General features: G+C 64.8%; 18 protein-coding genes. 6 read left to right on the top strand and 12 right to left on the bottom strand.

Annotated features, from left to right (window positions below; all coding sequences use genetic code 11):
• Positions 1-35: 35 nt before the first annotated feature.
• Genes AC629_RS26120 through AC629_RS26110 form a run of 3 tightly spaced genes read right to left on the bottom strand, consistent with a single transcriptional unit; the run spans position 36 to position 2,585 of the window.
• A complete protein-coding gene (locus AC629_RS26120) occupies positions 36-887 on the bottom strand; it encodes an HpcH/HpaI aldolase/citrate lyase family protein (protein ID WP_084807796.1) in 852 nt (283 codons plus the stop codon).
• The gene (locus AC629_RS26115) at positions 887-1,366 is read right to left on the bottom strand and encodes a MaoC family dehydratase (RefSeq protein WP_349531248.1); all 480 of its coding nucleotides are present in this window, start codon (positions 1,364-1,366) and stop codon (positions 887-889) included. The genes AC629_RS26120 and AC629_RS26115 overlap by 1 nt, the downstream gene beginning before the upstream one ends.
• 16 nt (positions 1,367-1,382) lie before the next feature.
• Positions 1,383-2,585 (bottom strand): CaiB/BaiF CoA transferase family protein, encoded by a 1,203-nt coding sequence (locus tag AC629_RS26110; RefSeq protein WP_084807794.1) that lies wholly within the window; start codon positions 2,583-2,585, stop codon positions 1,383-1,385.
• 230 nt (positions 2,586-2,815) lie between these two features.
• On the opposite strand from AC629_RS26110, the gene AC629_RS26105 reads away from it, so the two are divergent.
• From AC629_RS26105 to AC629_RS26080, 6 genes are read left to right on the top strand one after another with little or no spacing between them, the layout of a single operon-like run.
• Entirely contained in the window at positions 2,816-3,850 is a 1,035-nt protein-coding gene (locus tag AC629_RS26105) for a TRAP transporter substrate-binding protein (RefSeq protein ID WP_084807793.1), read from the top strand.
• Positions 3,851-3,884: 34 nt separating this feature from the next.
• On the top strand, positions 3,885-4,439 hold the full coding sequence (locus AC629_RS26100) for a TRAP transporter small permease (RefSeq protein ID WP_143199448.1): 555 nt from the start codon (positions 3,885-3,887) through the stop codon (positions 4,437-4,439).
• 12 nt (positions 4,440-4,451) lie between these two features.
• Entirely contained in the window at positions 4,452-5,741 is a 1,290-nt protein-coding gene (locus AC629_RS26095) for a TRAP transporter large permease (protein WP_084807792.1), read from the top strand.
• 42 nt (positions 5,742-5,783) lie between these two features.
• The gene (locus AC629_RS26090) at positions 5,784-6,950 is read left to right on the top strand and encodes an acyl-CoA dehydrogenase family protein (protein ID WP_084807791.1); all 1,167 of its coding nucleotides are present in this window, start codon (positions 5,784-5,786) and stop codon (positions 6,948-6,950) included.
• Between the two features lie 32 nt (positions 6,951-6,982).
• Entirely contained in the window at positions 6,983-8,536 is a 1,554-nt protein-coding gene (locus AC629_RS26085) for an AMP-binding protein (protein WP_084807790.1), read from the top strand.
• 6 nt (positions 8,537-8,542) lie between these two features.
• Positions 8,543-9,790, top strand: coding sequence for an acetyl-CoA hydrolase/transferase family protein (locus tag AC629_RS26080; RefSeq protein WP_084807789.1), 1,248 nt, complete (start codon positions 8,543-8,545; stop codon positions 9,788-9,790).
• A 42-nt stretch (positions 9,791-9,832) separates the two neighbouring features.
• On the opposite strand, the gene AC629_RS26075 is transcribed toward AC629_RS26080, so the two are convergent.
• From AC629_RS26075 to AC629_RS26035, 9 genes are all read right to left on the bottom strand, one after another.
• Positions 9,833-11,407, bottom strand: a complete 1,575-nt coding sequence (locus tag AC629_RS26075) for an AMP-binding protein (protein WP_084807788.1) — start codon at positions 11,405-11,407, stop codon at positions 9,833-9,835.
• Positions 11,408-11,455: 48 nt separating this feature from the next.
• Positions 11,456-12,091, bottom strand: coding sequence for a uracil phosphoribosyltransferase (gene upp / locus AC629_RS26070; protein ID WP_084807787.1), 636 nt, complete (start codon positions 12,089-12,091; stop codon positions 11,456-11,458).
• A 123-nt stretch (positions 12,092-12,214) separates the two neighbouring features.
• Positions 12,215-12,343 (bottom strand): hypothetical protein, encoded by a 129-nt coding sequence (locus AC629_RS49935; protein WP_283847787.1) that lies wholly within the window; start codon positions 12,341-12,343, stop codon positions 12,215-12,217.
• A gap of 90 nt (positions 12,344-12,433) precedes the next feature.
• Positions 12,434-12,820: a hypothetical protein gene (locus AC629_RS26065; protein WP_084807786.1), complete on the bottom strand. Its 387-nt coding sequence runs from the start codon at positions 12,818-12,820 to the stop codon at positions 12,434-12,436.
• 18 nt (positions 12,821-12,838) lie between these two features.
• Positions 12,839-13,030: a hypothetical protein gene (locus tag AC629_RS26060; RefSeq protein ID WP_084807785.1), complete on the bottom strand. Its 192-nt coding sequence runs from the start codon at positions 13,028-13,030 to the stop codon at positions 12,839-12,841.
• Positions 13,031-13,568: 538 nt separating this feature from the next.
• Positions 13,569-14,486 carry a 4-hydroxy-tetrahydrodipicolinate synthase gene (dapA, locus tag AC629_RS26050; RefSeq protein WP_084807783.1) on the bottom strand — a complete coding sequence of 306 codons (918 nt, stop codon included), beginning with the start codon at positions 14,484-14,486 and terminating at the stop codon, positions 13,569-13,571.
• A 21-nt stretch (positions 14,487-14,507) separates the two neighbouring features.
• Positions 14,508-14,762, bottom strand: coding sequence for a hypothetical protein (locus tag AC629_RS26045; protein ID WP_084807782.1), 255 nt, complete (start codon positions 14,760-14,762; stop codon positions 14,508-14,510).
• Between the two features lie 132 nt (positions 14,763-14,894).
• Positions 14,895-15,173 carry a hypothetical protein gene (locus tag AC629_RS26040; protein WP_084807781.1) on the bottom strand — a complete coding sequence of 93 codons (279 nt, stop codon included), beginning with the start codon at positions 15,171-15,173 and terminating at the stop codon, positions 14,895-14,897.
• 22 nt (positions 15,174-15,195) lie between these two features.
• Complete coding sequence (locus AC629_RS26035) at positions 15,196-15,663, bottom strand: hypothetical protein (RefSeq protein ID WP_084807780.1); 468 nt, start codon at positions 15,661-15,663, stop codon at positions 15,196-15,198.
• Positions 15,664-15,925: the final 262 nt, after the last annotated feature.

Below are 15,925 nucleotides of genomic sequence, written 5' to 3'. Positions count from 1 at the left end.
CTAGAGCCCCGTTCCGATTCCATCGGAACGGGGCTCTATGGCTGGCCGAGAATCTTCTTCGCGGCGCGAAGATGCGGCTTGTCGATCATCATGCCGTCGAGACGCAGCGTGCCGGAATTGGGATTGCTCGCAAACGCCGCGATCACCTTCTCAGCCCATGTACGTTCGGCATCGGTCGGATCGAATGCCGCGTTGACGACATCGACATGCTTGGGGTGGATCAGCGCCTTCGCCGAAAAACCGTCGCGTCGCGCCGCGCGGGTTTCCTGCTCGAGGCCCGCCAGATTGTCGATATCGGTATAGACCGTGTCGATCGGCGCGACCTCGGCCGCAGCCGCTGCCATCAGGCAGAGATCGCGCGCGAGACGATAGGGGCTGTGGAACACGCCGCCCGATGCCTTTTCGGTGGCGCCGAGCGAAGCCGAGAGATCTTCGGCGCCCCACATCAATCCGGCGAGGCGAGGGGAGCAGCCCTTGTAGCTGCCGAGCCCGAAGATCGACCCGGCGGTTTCGGTGGCGACACATACGATGCGGGTCGCACCGACCGCGGTGCCGGCCGCTGCCTCGAAGGCTTCGAGCCAGGTCGCAACCTGGCGCACATCGTCACCGCCTTGCGATTTCGGCAGCACGATGCCGTCGGGCTTGCCCGGCATCACCGCGGCAAGATCTGTGAGTGTCATGCCGGTGTCGAGGGCGTTGACGCGGACATAGAGCTGGTGCGGGCCGCGACGGCCCTTCAGCATGGCAAGCGTCAGCGCGCGCGCCTCGGCCTTTTTCTCGGTGACGACGGAATCCTCGACGTCAATGATCAGCGCGTCGGCCTTGCCTTCGCTCGCCTTCTCGAATTTGCGCGGGGAATCGCCCGGCACGAACAGCATCGAACGCATCAGACTGGCCTCTTGTGCATCATCGCCATGCGGCGGCATTTGCCGACGATCTCGTCGTTCTGGTTCAAGGCGTGGTGCTCGAACTCGACGATGCCCGCCTTGGGGCGCGATTTGGATTCCCTCAACGAAAGCACCTTCGTCGTCGCCCGCAGGGTGTCGCCATGGAAGACCGGCTTTGGAAAGGTGACGTCGGTCATGCCGAGATTGGCGACGGTGGTACCCAGGGTCGTATCATAGACCGTCATGCCGATCATGATGCCGAGGGTGTAAAGGCTGTTGAAAATGCGCTGGCCGAACTCGGTCTTTTCAGAGAAATGCGCGTCAATGTGTAGCGGCTGCGGATTGAGCGTCAGCAGGCTGAACATGGTGTTGTCCATTTCCGTGACGGTCCTGGTCAGCGGATGCTTGAACTCCTGGCCCACGGAAAAGTCTTCGAAATAAAGTCCGGCCATCGCGGTTTCCTCCCTATGTCCTGCGATTTGGCCGGCGCTGCCCTTAAGGCGGCGCCGCCAGGTGAACTGCTTTCTGCTCTGCGAGCCGTTCGATCTCGTCGGTCGAGAGGCCGGCCTCGCGCAAAATGTCGCGGCCATGCTGGCCGAGCGTCGGCGCGGGACCGGTCGGCTCCGGCTGGGTCACGCTCCAGGTGGAGGGCACACGCATCTGGCGGATGCGGCCTTCCACGGGGTGATCCACCGTCTTGAAGAAGTCGATTGCCTCGAGATGCGGATCCCTAAGGATCGTCTCCAGCGTGTGCATTGGCATCACCGGAATGTCGGCGCGCTCCAGCAGCTCACGCCACTCGGCGGTCGTGCGCGTCAGGAAGATGTGGCCGATTTCCTCGTAAATCTCGTTGATGTGCTTCGTGCGCGCGGCGTGGTTGGCAAAGCGCGGCTGCTGCAGGAATTCCGGCCGGCCGATCGCCTCGAAGAAGCTGCGCCAGTGCTTGTCGTTGTAGATGAGGACGCAGAGATAGCCGTCGCTGGTCTTGTAGGGGCGGCGGTAGCGCGAGAGCAGGCGGGCGTAGCCGCCATGGTCGAGCGGCGGATCGTAGGTCAGCCCGCCCAGATGATCGATCAGCACGAACTCGGTCATCGATTCGAACATCGGCACGTCGATGCGCTGGCCGATGCCGGTGCGCTGCTGGTGCATCAGCCCGCCCATGATCGCGTTCACCATCATCAGGCCGACGATGCGGTCAGCGATGGTGACGGGAACGTAGCGCGGCGTGCCGTCGCCGGCGGCCGCGAGCAGGGTTGGAATGGCGGCGGCGCCCTGGATCAGGTCGTCGTAAGCAGGCTTTGCGGCATAGGGGCCGGACTGGCCGTAGCCGAACGCGCCGACATAGACGAGGGCGGGATTGATCGCGGCGAGTGTCTCGTAGTCGAGGCCGAGCCGCGCCATCGCCTGCGGGCGCACATTATAGACGAGCGCGTTGGCGCGTTTCGCCAGCCGCAGCAGCGCATCGCGCCCGCCCGGCGTCTTGAGATCGAGGACGATGCTGCGCTTGCCGCGATTGACGTTGTTGAACATCCCGCCCATGCCGGGCGCGCGACCGGGACCGATCTGGCGAACGATGTCGCCCTCGGGGCTTTCGACCTTGATGACATCTGCGCCCATGTCCGCCAGCACCTGGGTGCCGTAGGGCCCCATCAGCACGGAGGTCAGGTCGAGAATGGTGAGGCCGGAGAGCGGTCCCATGGGTCCCCGTCGGATAAATTCATATACGTGGAGTTAGAGTTCATAAAATGCCGATGTCAATTCGGCGTGTCAGCCGCGACACGCATGGCCCCATGCATAGTTCATATACTTGACATATAAATTCACGTATATGTACATTTTCCCTCAAGCAAGAAATGCAGTGAGGGCCGGACGGTGCTGCAGCAAGTGGACTGCCGCCTTCGGCATGGGGACGCGTCAAGGAGAACGACATGAAGAAGAATCTGGTCTGGGCTGCCGCGGCGTTGGCTTTCTCGCTGCCGGTCTCGACGCTGCAGGCGCAGGCGCAGGCGCTGGAGCTGAAGGTCGCCGATTCCTTCCCCGCCGGTCATTATCTCGTCCGCCTGATGCTGAAGCCGTGGATGGACGACGTCACCAAGCGCACCAATGGCGCGGTGACCTTCACCTATTATCCGAACCAGCAGATCGGCAAGGCGGCGGACATGCTGCGGCTGACCCAGTCGGGCGTGGTCGACATCGGCTACATCGGACCGTCCTATGTCTCCGACAAGATGCCGCTGTCGGAAGTCGCGCAACTGCCGGGCGCATTCCAGACCAGCTGCCAGGGCACGCTCGCCTATTGGAAGACGGCGCGCGAAGGCATTCTGGCCAAGCAGGAATACGCACCGAACAAGATCAAGCTGCTGATGGCCGTGGTGCTGCCGCCCTACCAAGTGTGGACCGTCAAGTCGAAGGTGGAAACCACCAAGGACATGCAGGGCCTGAAGCTGCGCACCACCGGCGGCGCGCAGGATCTGACGCTGCGTGCGCTCAATGCCGTGCCGGTGCGCATGGCGGCGCCCGATGCCTATGAGTCGCTGTCGCGCGGCACGATGGACGGCCTGCTGTTCCCGCTGGACAGCGTCGTGTCCTACGGCCTCGACAAGCTGGTCAAGCACGCCACCGAAGGCGTCAGCTTCGGCAGCTTCATCGTTGCCTATTCCATCAACCAGTCGGTCTGGAACAAGCTGCCCGACGATGTGAAGAAGGCGATGGACGAGGCCTCGGAGGCGATCACGCCGAAGGCCTGCGCCGATGTCGACAAGGAAGGCGAAGCGACCAAGAAGCAGATGCAGGACGAAGGCGTCAGTTTCGATCCGCTTCCCGAAGCGACTCGCGCGGAGATGAAGGACAAGCTCAAGGGCGTCGGCCAGGAATGGGCCAGCGGTCTCGACAGCCGCGGCAAGCAGGCGTCCGCCGCGCTCAAGGAGTTCGAAGGCCTGCTCGCCGCCGGCGGCACCAAGTAATCGTCGGCCGGCATAGAAGAAGGAGGCACCAGAGGTGATCAAGCGGGCAGGAGATGTGCTCGGCGCGCTGGAACGCGCGCTGACGGTGATCGCGGTGGTGTTCCTGTTCGTGATCATGCTGCTGGTGGTGACCGACGTGTTCATGCGGTACGCGCTGAACCGTCCGTTCTCCTTCACCTATGACCTGATCGGGCTCTATCTCCTAGCCGGTGTGTTCTTCTTCACGCTCTCGGACGGCTTGCGCGAGCACGCGCATGTCGGCGTCGACATCCTCCTGTCGCGCTTCTCGCCGGCTGGGCGGCGGCTGTCCGAGATCGTCACCGCGCTTGCCGGCCTGTTCGTGTTCATCCTGATCTGCAAGGTCGGATTCGAGCGCGCGCTGGAGAATTACGAGCAGCAGGACGTCCTCTCCGGCGCGATTCCGTGGCCGACCTGGATCTCGGCGGCGCTGGTGCCGTTCGGCTGCGGCGTACTGGTACTGCGGCTGGCGCTGCAGCTCGTCGGCAATGTGCTGAGCCTCGTCAGCGGGCGCGACCTCTATCCGCTGCCGCCGGTCACCGGCGTCGGCGAAGCACGAAGCTTCGAGTAACGGCAGGCATCCATGACACCTTTCATCGTTCTCGCCCTGCTGTTCGGCCTGCTTGCGCTCGGCACGCCCGTCGGCTTCGCCATGGCCTTCGCCGGTTCGGTCGGCCTCGTCATGGTGGGCGGTTGGTCCACACTGTTCGGCATCCTGCAGACCGCGCCGCTCTCGACCGTCTCCTCGTACGAGCTGATCACCATCCCGATGTTCCTCCTGATGGCGGATCTCGTGCTGCTGTCGGGCGTCGCCGATGACCTGTTCAAGACGGCTTCGGCCTGGGTCGGCCGCATTCCCGGTGGTCTTGGCATGGCCACGGCGCTTGCCGGCGCCGGCTTCGGCGCGATCTGCGGCACATCGACGGCCTCCGCCGCGACGCTGTCCTCGACCAGCCTTCCGGCGATGATCCGCCAGGGCTATGAGCCGAAGATGGCCGCGGGCGTGGTCGCGATATCGGGCACGCTGTCGATGCTGCTGCCGACCAGCGTCGCGCTCGTCATCTTCGGCCTGCTTGCTGAAGTGAACATCGGCAAGCTGCTCATCAGCGGCATCATCCCCGCGATCCTCGTCACCATCACCATCATGGCCACGATCTATTTCCTGGTCTGGCAGGATCCCTCGCGCGCACCGGCCGCGAAGTCGGTGCCGTGGCGCGAAAAGTTCGCGCTGCTGTGGCAGGTCTCGCCGATGGTGGTGCTGTTCTCGATCGTGACGGGCACCATCTACCTCGGCGTCGCGACCCCAACGGAAGCTTCTGCCTTCGGCGCGTTCGGTGCCTTCCTGCTTGCGATCGTCAAGGGCAAGATCACGCCGTCGTCGCTCTACAAGACACTGCTGCGCGCCTGCCACGGCACCTGCATGATCATCATGATCCTGGTCGGCGCCTCGATCTTCGGCTACTTCTTCACGCTCACCCACGTCACGCAGGATCTGGTTGCCTGGATCGGCAGCTTGCCGACCTCGCGCTGGATCATCATCACGCTGATCCTCTGCGGCTACATCGTGCTCGGCTCGTTCATGGACCAGATCGCAATCCTGGTGCTGACCGTGCCGATCGTGCTGCCCTTGATCAAGACGCTCGGCTTCGATCCGATCTGGTTCGGCGTGATCAAGATCGTCACCGCCGAGGTCGGCATGATCACGCCGCCGGTCGGGCTGAACTGCTTCATCGTCGCCCGCTATGCCAAGCGGCCGGTGGCGGAGGTGTTCCACGGCACCTTCCCGCACTTCATTGCGCACCTGATCGCGATCGCGATCCTGGTGGCGTTTCCCTCGATCATTCTCTGGCTGCCCTCGCAGATGGGGCACTAGCACGTCCGGGCCGCCGCGGCTCCAAGCAAGGAGATCAAGAACATGGATTTCGCGCTCACCGATCAGCAGGAAGCCATTCGCGACGCCATCGCAAAGATCTGCGAGGGCTTTCCCGATGCCTACTGGCTGAAGAAGGACCACGACGGCGGCTTCCCGCACGACTTCCACAAGGCACTCGCCGATGCCGGCTGGCTCGGCATCTGCGTGCCGGAAGCCTATGGCGGCTCCGGGCTCGGTATCACCGAAGCGGCGATCATGATGCGCACCATCGCGGAATCCGGCGCGGGCATGTCCGGCGCATCCGCGGTTCACATCAACGTGTTCGGCCTCAACCCCGTGGTGGTGTTCGGCACCGAGGAGCAGCGCAAGCGCATGCTGCCGCCGATGGTCGAGGGCCGCGAAAAGGCCTGCTTCGCCGTCACCGAGCCCAACACCGGCCTCAACACCACCCAGCTCAAGACCCGTGCGGTCGCCAAGAACGACCGCTACATCGTCAACGGCCAGAAGGTGTGGATCTCGACCGCACAGGTCGCACACAAGATCCTGCTGCTGGCGCGCACCACGCCGCTGGAGGAGGTGCGTTCGCCCACCCATGGCCTCAGCCTGTTCTACACCGATTTCGACCGCAACAAGATCAAGGTCCACGAGATCGAAAAGATGGGCCGCAAGATCGTCGATTCCAACGAGCTCTTCTTCGAGGACTTCGAGATCCCGATGGAGGACCGGATCGGCGAAGAGGGCAAAGGCTTCCAGTACATCCTCGAAGGCATGAACCCCGAGCGCATCCTGATCGCGGCGGAAGCCGTCGGCCTCGGCAAGCTCGCGCTGTCGCGTGCGACCGAATACGCCAAGACGCGAACTGTGTTCAATCGCCCGATCGGCAAGAACCAGGGCATCCAGCATCCGCTCGCGGTGAACTGGGTCGAGCTCGAGGCCGCATGGCTGATGGTGATGTCGGCGGCCTGGCAATACGACAAGGGCATGCCCTGCGGCGCCGCGGCCAACGCCGCGAAGTATCTGGCGGGCGAGGCCGGCTTCTCCGCCTGCGAGCAGGCCGTCATGACCCATGGCGGCTTCGGCTATGCCAAGGAGTTCCACGTCGAGCGTTACCTGCGCGAAGTCCTGATCCCGCGCATTGCGCCGGTCAGCCCGCAACTCGCGCTCAGCTTCATCGCGGAAAAGGTGCTCGGACTGGCGAAGTCGTACTAATCTCGCGCGCGGATAGTTAGGCAGGATTTGCCATGAACCTCGCTCATCATCTCCTGCGCGCCGCGAAGGCCGACGCGTCCGCGCCGGCCCTGCTCAAAGGGCTGACGCCGGTCGCCGATTACGGCCGGCTCGCCGCGACGGTGGCCTCGCTGGCCGCGTCGCTGCAGCGGCGCCTTGGCCTTGCCAAGGGCGATCGCGTCGCCCTCTTGATGAAGAACGTGCCCGACTATGTCGCCTGCCTCTATGCCTGCTGGCACGTCGGGCTGGTGGCCGTTCCCATCAACGCAAAGCTGCACCCGCGCGAGGTCGCGTTCATCCTCGATAACTCCGCCGCCGCGGTCGTGTTCGTGACCGAAGACATGGCAAACGTGGCGTCGGAAGCTCTGGCCCTCGGCACGGCCAAGCCGCGTATCATTGAGATCGGCTCGGCCGAATATCGCGGCCTGGAGAAGACCGACGGCATCGCCATCGCCGATGTCGGGATTATCGATCCCGCCTGGATCTTCTACACCAGCGGCACCACCGGCCGGCCCAAGGGCGCGGTGCTGAGCCACCGCAATCTGCTCGCGATGTCGCTGAACTATCTCGCCGAGATCAACCCGGTCGTGCCCCGCGAGGCGCTGCTGCATGCCGCGCCGATGTCGCATGGCTCCGGCCTCTACATGGTGCCGCACGTGCTCGGCATGGGCGCGCAGATCATTCCCGAGAGCGGCCGCTTCGAGCCGGACGAGATTCTGGAGCTGACGGCAAAGCGCGACGGCATCTCCTTCTTCGCCGCGCCCACCATGGTGCGGCGCCTGACGGTCGCGGCGGAGGCGGCGGGCGCGACCGCGCCCGGTCTGAAGACGATCATCTATGGCGGCGGCCCCATGTATGTCGCCGATTGCAAGGCCGCGCTCAATGTGTTCGGACCGAAGCTCGCGCAGATTTATGGTCAGGGCGAGACGCCGATGACCATCACGTACCTGCCGAAATCCATGCATGTCGACGCGGGCCATCCGCGCCACGAGGAGCGCCTAGCCTCGGTCGGCATCGCGCAAGCCGTTGTGCAGGTGCGCACCGTCGACGAGGCGGGGCGGGATGTTGCACCCGGCGAGATCGGCGAGATCATCGTGCGCGGCGATACAGTCATGTCCGGCTACTGGCAGAACCCCGACGCCACCGCGACCACGTTGCGCGACGGCTGGCTCTATACCGGCGACATGGGCGCCTTCGACGGCGACGGTTTCCTCACGCTGAAGGACCGCTCCAAGGACGTCATCATCTCCGGCGGCACCAACATCTATCCGCGCGAGGTCGAAGAAGTCCTGCTGCGGCACGAGGCCGTTGCCGAGGTCTCGGTGATCGGCCGGCCGCATCCGGCATGGGGCGAGGAGGTGGTGGCGGTCGTCGTTCCCGTCGCGGGCAGGGCGGTTACACGCGATGAGCTCGACCAGATGTGCAATGCCTGGATCGCGCGCTTCAAGCGGCCAAAGCATTATTACCTCACCGGCGAGCTGCCGAAGAACAGCTATGGCAAGATCGTGAAGACGGAGCTGCGCACGCTGCTCGGCGAGTCCTCCGCGCGCCTCGCGCCGATGGATTGAGCTGCAATGCCCGAGCCCACGCCGCCGGTCGACTTTTCCGGCCTGATCCGGGATGGCGACCTCGTCGTGTGCGGGCAGGCAACGGCGGAGCCCGTCACTTTGACCGAAGCGCTGATGGCGCAGGCTGGGTGTCTGCCGCCGTTCCGCATGATGGTCGGGCCGGTGTTCTCGGAAACATTTTCCGCATCGTGTGCTCCGGGCGTTTCGTTCCTGAGCTATGGCGTGATCGGCAATGCGCGGCGGCTCGCGAAAGCCGGGCGGCTCGATGTGATCCCGAGCAATTACAGCGCCTTCTGCGCCGACTTCGCCTCGCGTCGCCATAAGGCCGATGTCGTGCTGGTGCAGCTCGCGGAGTCCGAAGGGCGCCTCAGCGCCAGTCTTTCCAACGATTATGTCATCGATGCCGCGCGCGGCGCGCGCTGCGTCATCGCCGAGATCAATCCGGATGCGCCCTTTACGTTCGGTGCGGAATGGCCGCAGGACGTGCCGATCCATATGCGCGTGACGGCCCGCCGTCCGCCGGTTGAATTGTCCTCACCGCCGCTCGATGACATCTCGCGGCGCATTGCGGCGCATGCGGCGGGCCTGATTGCCGATGGCAGCACGCTGCAGTTCGGCGTGGGACGGATACCGGACGCGATCCTCTCCTCGCTGTTTCATGCGCGTAATCTCGGCATTCATTCCGGCCTGATCAACGACGCCGTTGTCGACCTGATCGAGCGCGGGGCGGTGACGAATGCGGAGAAGGGTATCGACCCCGGGATCACGGTCACCAACCAGGTGATCGGCACGAAGCGGCTCTATCGCTTCGTGCACGAGAACAAGGCGGTTTCGGTGCGGCCGACGTCATACACGCATGGCCAGAACGTGCTGGCGCGGATCAACCGGCTGGTCGCGATCAACTCGGCGCTCCAGGTCGGGCTCGACGGCAGCGTGAATTCCGAGAGGCTCAATGGCGTCGCGATCGGGGCGATCGGCGGGCAGCTCGATTTCGTGCGCGGTGCCAACGCGTCTGCCGGCGGGAGGGCGATCATCGCACTGCCGGCGACGGCGTCGGACGGCGCCAGCCGGATCGCCGTAGATGTCGAGACGGTGACGACGCCTCGCGCCGATGTCGACGCCATCGTTACCGAATGGGGTGTAGCGGAGCTGCGCGGCTGCGGCCTTGCCGAGCGTGCGCGCCGCATGATCGCGATTGCGGCGCCGGAGCACCGCGACGCGCTGTCGGCGCAGCTGCGTACCTCTAAGCGCTAACAGCTTCGCCGCTGGGCCTGAACGGATCTGAAACAGGACAGCCTATTCGGCCGCGATCCGCTCCATCGCCATGGCGCGAAGCCGGACACGCTGGATCTTCACGCCGTTGGCGCTGTCGGTGACGGGGAAGGCGTCCACGACATAGATGCGAGCCGGTACCTTGTAGCCGGCAAGCCGTTCGCGCAGGCGCGCGGTCAACACCTCCTGCTGTGGCGGCTCGCTGGATGGGATCACGAAGGCGACGCAGCGCGCCTGGCCCTTCAGATCGACCGCGACCACCTGGGCGTCGGCCACGCCAGCGCAGGATTTCAGCTCGTCCTCGATCTCGCCGGGGGCAACCAGGAAGCCGCCGAGCCGCATCGCATCGCCCGCGCGGGTCTCATAGACGAAGGCGCGGTCGCCGCGCAGGCGGCCGATGTCGCCGGTGCGGAAGAAGCCGTCGGTGGTGATCGCCTCGCGCGTCGCTTCGGGGTTGTTGAAGTAACCGAGGAAGCGCGAGGGCGCGCTGATCTCGATCTCGCCAGAGACGCCTTGGGCGGCAAGCTCGCCGGTCTCGGTGTCGCGCACGCGGACTTTCGCTTCGGGTGACATCGGCCAGCCGCCGCCCTCGATGCGGTCGGCGAAGGCGTCGTCGGCGCGGCCGATCGAGAACAGCGCCTGCACCTCGCTGGAGCCGTAGAGGCCGAACAGCGGCATGCCGCGCGCCTTGGCCTCAGCGGCCAGCTCGCGCCAGCCGGGTTGGAACGCGGCAAAGCCGCAGACCTCGAGATGCGGGAACGGCCGCGGCGCATCGGTGAGCGCGAGGATGCGGCGGAACATCTCGTCGGAGCCGAAGGTGTGCGTGATCCTGTGTTCGCTGAGGATCCTCAGAGCCGGTGCCGCCTCGAAGGCGTCGAGCACATGGATAGTCGCACCCGATGCGATGAAGCCGAGCAGGCTGGTCATGCCGAAAGTGCCGCAGAACGGCAGCATGGCCAGCAGCGAATGACGCTGCGGCGAGAGCTGGAGCGCCTTGGCGACGGAGACAGCATGCGTGGCAAGCGTACGCTGCGAATGCGCGACCAGCTTCGGCCCTTTGGTTGTGCCTGATGTCGTGTAGAGCAGGACCGGCAGGTCGACGCCGTCCTGAGCCGGCGGCGCCGTCGGATAGGACTTGTCGAAGGCATCGAAGCGCACGCAGGGCCAATGCGCCGGGATCGCATCCGCGCCGACGACTGCTAGCTGTTGCAGCGCGGGCACGTCCGACCTGTCGACGCCGGCGAGGATGGCAGCAAAATCGATCGAGCGGAACGCGGCCTCGACCACCATGAGCTTCGCGCCGGACACCTTGAGCAGGTGCGCGACCTCAGCGCTGCGATAGCGCGTATTGACGGCGGCGACCACCGCACCACACCGGGCGGCGGCGAACAGCAGCGCAAGCCATTCGACCCGGTTGACGAGCCAGACCGCGATCACGTCGCCCTTGTCGATGCCTTGCGCGGCAAGCCAGGCCGCCGTCTGGTCGATCTTTGCCGAGAATTCCGCGCGCGAGACCGGCGTGCCATCGAACACGAAGGCAGGATCGGCGGCAGCCTCGGTGCCGATCAGCGATTGCAGCGAAAATGCGTTGGCGCTCATGCCAACCGGAGTAACCCGATCGCGCAAGACTGTCTACTTGGTGACTGTCTACTTGGTGCCGAACATCCGGTCGCCAGCGTCGCCCAGGCCCGGCACGATGTAGCCGTGGTCATTGAGCCGCTCGTCGATCGCGGCAGTCCAGACCGGAACGTCGGGATGCACGCTCTGGAACTGGGCGATGCCTTCGGGCGCAGCCAGAAGGCACACGAAGCGGATGTCGCGTGCGCCGCGGGCCTTGAGTAGGGAGGCACCGGCGCACGCCGAGTTGCCGGTCGCCAGCATCGGATCCATCAGGATCACGGTGCGGTCGGACAGGTCCTGCGGCGCCTTGAAGTAATATTCCACGGCCTGCAATGTGTCGGGGTCGCGGTAGAGCCCGATATGGGCGATGCGCGCGGAGGGCATCAGCGCCAGCATGCCGTCGAGGAAGCCGACGCCGGCGCGCAGGATCGGCGCCAGCGTGAGCTTCTTGCCGGCGATCTTCGGCGCCTGCATCGATGCGATCGGCGTCTCGATCTCGACCAGCTCCAGCGGCAAATCCCGCGTCACCTCGTAGCCGAGCAGCATTCCGATCTCGTTCAGGATCTCGCGAAAGCTCTTGGTCGAGCGGTCCTTCTCCCGCATCAGGGAGAGCTTGTGCTGGACCAGGGGATGGAGGACGACGTTGACGTTGCTGGTGCTCATGCAACCGCTCTACACGGTTCCGTGAAACTGCGCCAGATCGGCCAGGTCTTTTCCGCGGAATACGCGGCCTCAAGCGGGCATCGCGACCGCCGTCCGCGCCCGGTTGCTCGCCTCGGAGAGGGGCTAGACGCCGAGCCCGCGCGCGAGCAGCGTGATCACGAACGTCAGGATGGCGCCCCAGATCAGGCTCACCGTCATGGTCAGGATCGTCGTGGTGACCGCGTGTTCCAGGTTACCCTTCATGAACTGCATGGTGCTTGTCCAAAGCCGGCGCAGCGCCGATGCGCATGCTGAGCAGCAGCGCGCCCATCAGTGTGACCAGGATGGCAATCTTGAGCTCGATCATGTCCGCAGCCTTATTACCACGCGCGCAAGGAGACGCCTGGCTCCCTCCGCCAGCACGATCAGCGGATTGCCGCGGTTCTCGACGTCGAGTTCGAAAGTCTCCGCGGGAAACACCAGCGCGCATCGTGCCGGCGCGCTCTGCCGGTTGGCGAAATCAATCGCGGAGCTCTTGAACAGGAAGAGCCCGCCGACGCGTCCGTTCGCTTCGCGCGCAACCCAAAGGCCGGCGCTGTTGCGTCCGATGAAGAAGGCGGGGATGGCGGCACTGACAACATCCGGGTCGAGCGGCCTGAGCGCCGCCGCCTGCCTGGCCTCAGGCTGGCGATGGGCAGCTTGAAGGGCGATCGCGGCCATGGCGGCCTCCTCACACATGTGCAAGGTCATGATGGTCTCGCATCCCGCTCAGGCGTGGAGGTGCCAGACATAGATCGCGGTCTTCAGCGCGATCAGCGCGGTGAGCACAGAGCCCATCGAGAGCACGGTCAGCGCACCCAGGACGAGGCGCTTGAGTTGGGCCTTGCGCTCCCGCGATATTCGCGCGGGGCGTTCCGCCCAGTCAACAGGGCGTTCAATGCCATGTGTCAGCAACGACATCTCTGTATTCCCTCACCAGCCTGGCGGCGGCTGCCGCCGCCGTCATCGGCCTAGAATGATGACCATGAGCGGGTAGGATTGCGAGATGAGCGCCGTGGCCGCGGCATAGGAAATTCATAAAGAAGCTATCCGTCGCGCCGGCAGTCCCCTGAACAGGTCGCCATTGCGTTTCGGGCGGGTCTCGGATCGGGCAGCGTCCGAGCGGGCGATTCCGACGGCTGACGCAAAGGCGAGACGCAACCGCGGCTCGTCAATCTGTTCGCAGAAGCGGCCGAGGACGGCTTGCGCGTCCTCTCCCTGTCCACTGATTGCCGCGCAGAGCCGGGAGCTGGTCCGCCGGAAGAAGTGGAGCGAGTCATCGGCGTTGCTCCGGCCGAGACGATCGAGTTCCCCGGCGAGAGCCGCAACGTTCAGTCTGTCGCAATCGTCCCGCGTCACGGCAAAGCGCAGTAACGCCAATTGCCAGGCACGGAGCAGCCTGTGATGTCCATCGCCTGATGGGAGTGATCTCATGCGGAATCTGCCCGAGCCTTGAACGTCAGGCGCCGACGCTGTCGATCAGCTCCTCGTCGGCGATCGCGGCGAATGCCTTTGCAACTTCCGACTGCGCGGCGTCATCGAGCGGCACGATCGGCAGCCGCGTGGCCGGCGACATCAGGCCAAGCAGGCTCAGCGCGTATTTCAGCGCCGCAGGGCTTTCCTTGTCAAGGCAGGCGATGAGCGGGATGAGGCGCCTGTCGAGATAGCGGGCGGATTGCAGGCCGCCTTGTCTGACGTGTGAGAAGATCGTGCGGCAGAGGTCCGGGGCGATGTTGGCGACTTCCGAGATCGCGCCGTCGCCGCCGCTGGCGATGAAGCCGAAGGCGGTGCTGTCGTCGCCGGACAGAAAGCGAAAGCCGGCCGGTAACAGCCGGCTCAAGCGCATCGGGCGAGTGATGTCACGGCTCCCATCGCGCAAGCCCACGAACTGGCGGGATTCGACGAGGCGCAGAAGCGTCTCGTCGGCCAGCGGGCGCAACGTACGGGACGGAACATCGTGCAGGATCACGGGCAATCCGGTCGAACCGGCGATGGCCCTGAAGTGCGCGAGCATCCCTTCCTGCATCGGCTTGTTGTAAGCGGGGACCACTGCCATCACCGCATCAGCGCCGGCAGCCTCGGCGCGCCGCGCCAGCGCGATGGCGTTGCCGGTTGCGTTCGACATGGCGCCGGCGATGATCCGGACCCGGCCGTGCGCGACATCGACCGCGGTCCGAATGATCAGCTCCTGCTCGGCCGGCGAGAGCGTCGGCGCTTCGCCGGCGGTCTCGCACACCACGATGGCGGGAACGCCGGCGCCGATCTGGCGCTCGCAGAGTGCGGCGAACGCCTTGAGATCAATCGCGTCAGCCGCATCGAACGGCGTCGGCAGATCGGGAATGAAACCTGTGAACCAGGCCGAGGGAGGGGTGAACATGGTCGTTGCGAAGTGGATGGATCAGGCGGCGCGCTCGGGAATTGCGGCATCTAGCCTCTTGCCCATGTCGAGCTCGATCTCGCGCGGCAGTTCGACGATGGTCTCTCGATGCTGGCCGTTTTCGAACAGCGCATACTTGATCGCCTGCGCCCGGCTGACGAACAGGCCGCCATAGAGGCCGTTCTGTTCCTGGGCGACCCATTGTCCCCTGTGGTTCCTGCCGATGAAGACGATGGTGGAAGGCGAGCTGCACGAGGGAGGTTCGACGAGTTTCACTTTTCTATTCCTTCTGAACGACGCCGGCCCGGGACGCATGTCCCTGCCTGCGCGTTCAATATCCTGTGTCGCGAATATGATTTCGAGCGTGGCTGTGCGGCGATCTCATAGGAAGCTCATAAAGCCCGGTGGTCAGGCCAGCTCGTTGACGACATGAACCAGCGCGAACAGCGCGCCGAACGCGGCGCATTCGTCCCAATGATTGAGAGCGCCACCGAACAGAGGCTCGCGCCTGAGGAGGGCGACAGTGGCGCACAGGATGATCGACATCCAGAGCAGGGCGGCGAGGCTTCGTCCGAATCCGATGCTCCCGAACACTGCAAAGCCGGCGAGAAGCGCGACGCGAACGGCAAAGCGCGCGATCACCCGTGCCGGGCTCAATGCCTGCGATATGTCCGAAGATTGCGGCAAGGCGTGAACCTATTCGACTGGCTTAGCCGAAATTCTCGCAGCCAATAGGCTCGTAGAACGGATCTGGGGCGGGGCGGACATTAGGAACGCTGGGTCGCGACGCCTCCATGGCCAATGCCTGGATCTCGATGAAGGCAGACAGCAACGCGAGCGCAAGATCGGCGTGGCGGGATTCGACCGCCGCGTCGAGCCAGTCCGGAAGCTCGCGCTCGCGCGAGAGCGCGCAATGCCATTCGCCCCCGTCATAGGCGATGCGGCGGACCTGCCACATCGGCAACTCGAGCTCTATCAGCGCCAGCGCTGCATCGATCCAGGCCTCTGCAACGATCAGACACGTCAGGCGTTCTGTCTTTTCGTTCTGTCGGAGCGAGGGGAAGCGCCGGCAGGCGTTGTCAATGATGTCGAGCATCAGCGGCCGCGTCATCGCCGGAGCCGCACGAAGCCGCTGGCTGAGGGAAGGTGGATCAAGACGTCGAGGGGTGGCGGTCATGTCTGGCCTCCTGGAAGTGGCGTCGGTCAGTCGGCCGGCCTCTCCAAGATGGCTGGGAGGGTATTTGAAAGCGAGATGAGGAAGGGGCAGGAGATATAGGCATTTCATAAATGCGCGGTGCCGTGGTTGAGGGGATAATGTGCGCCACACCCTCATCTGTCGTCCCCGCGAACGCGGGGACCCATATGTGGACGGCCCCCGTGGCACAAGAGCATTGTGAGGTTTGATCGGATCGCTTGCATCCAGATGTCCGGCCTGTCTG

The organism is Bradyrhizobium sp. NAS80.1, assembly GCF_001908205.1.
In the GTDB taxonomy this organism is placed as follows: Bacteria; Pseudomonadota; Alphaproteobacteria; order Rhizobiales; family Xanthobacteraceae; genus Bradyrhizobium.
The sequence above is the reverse complement of the archived record's forward strand: the minus strand, read 5'-3'. Positions and strand labels throughout refer to the sequence as shown.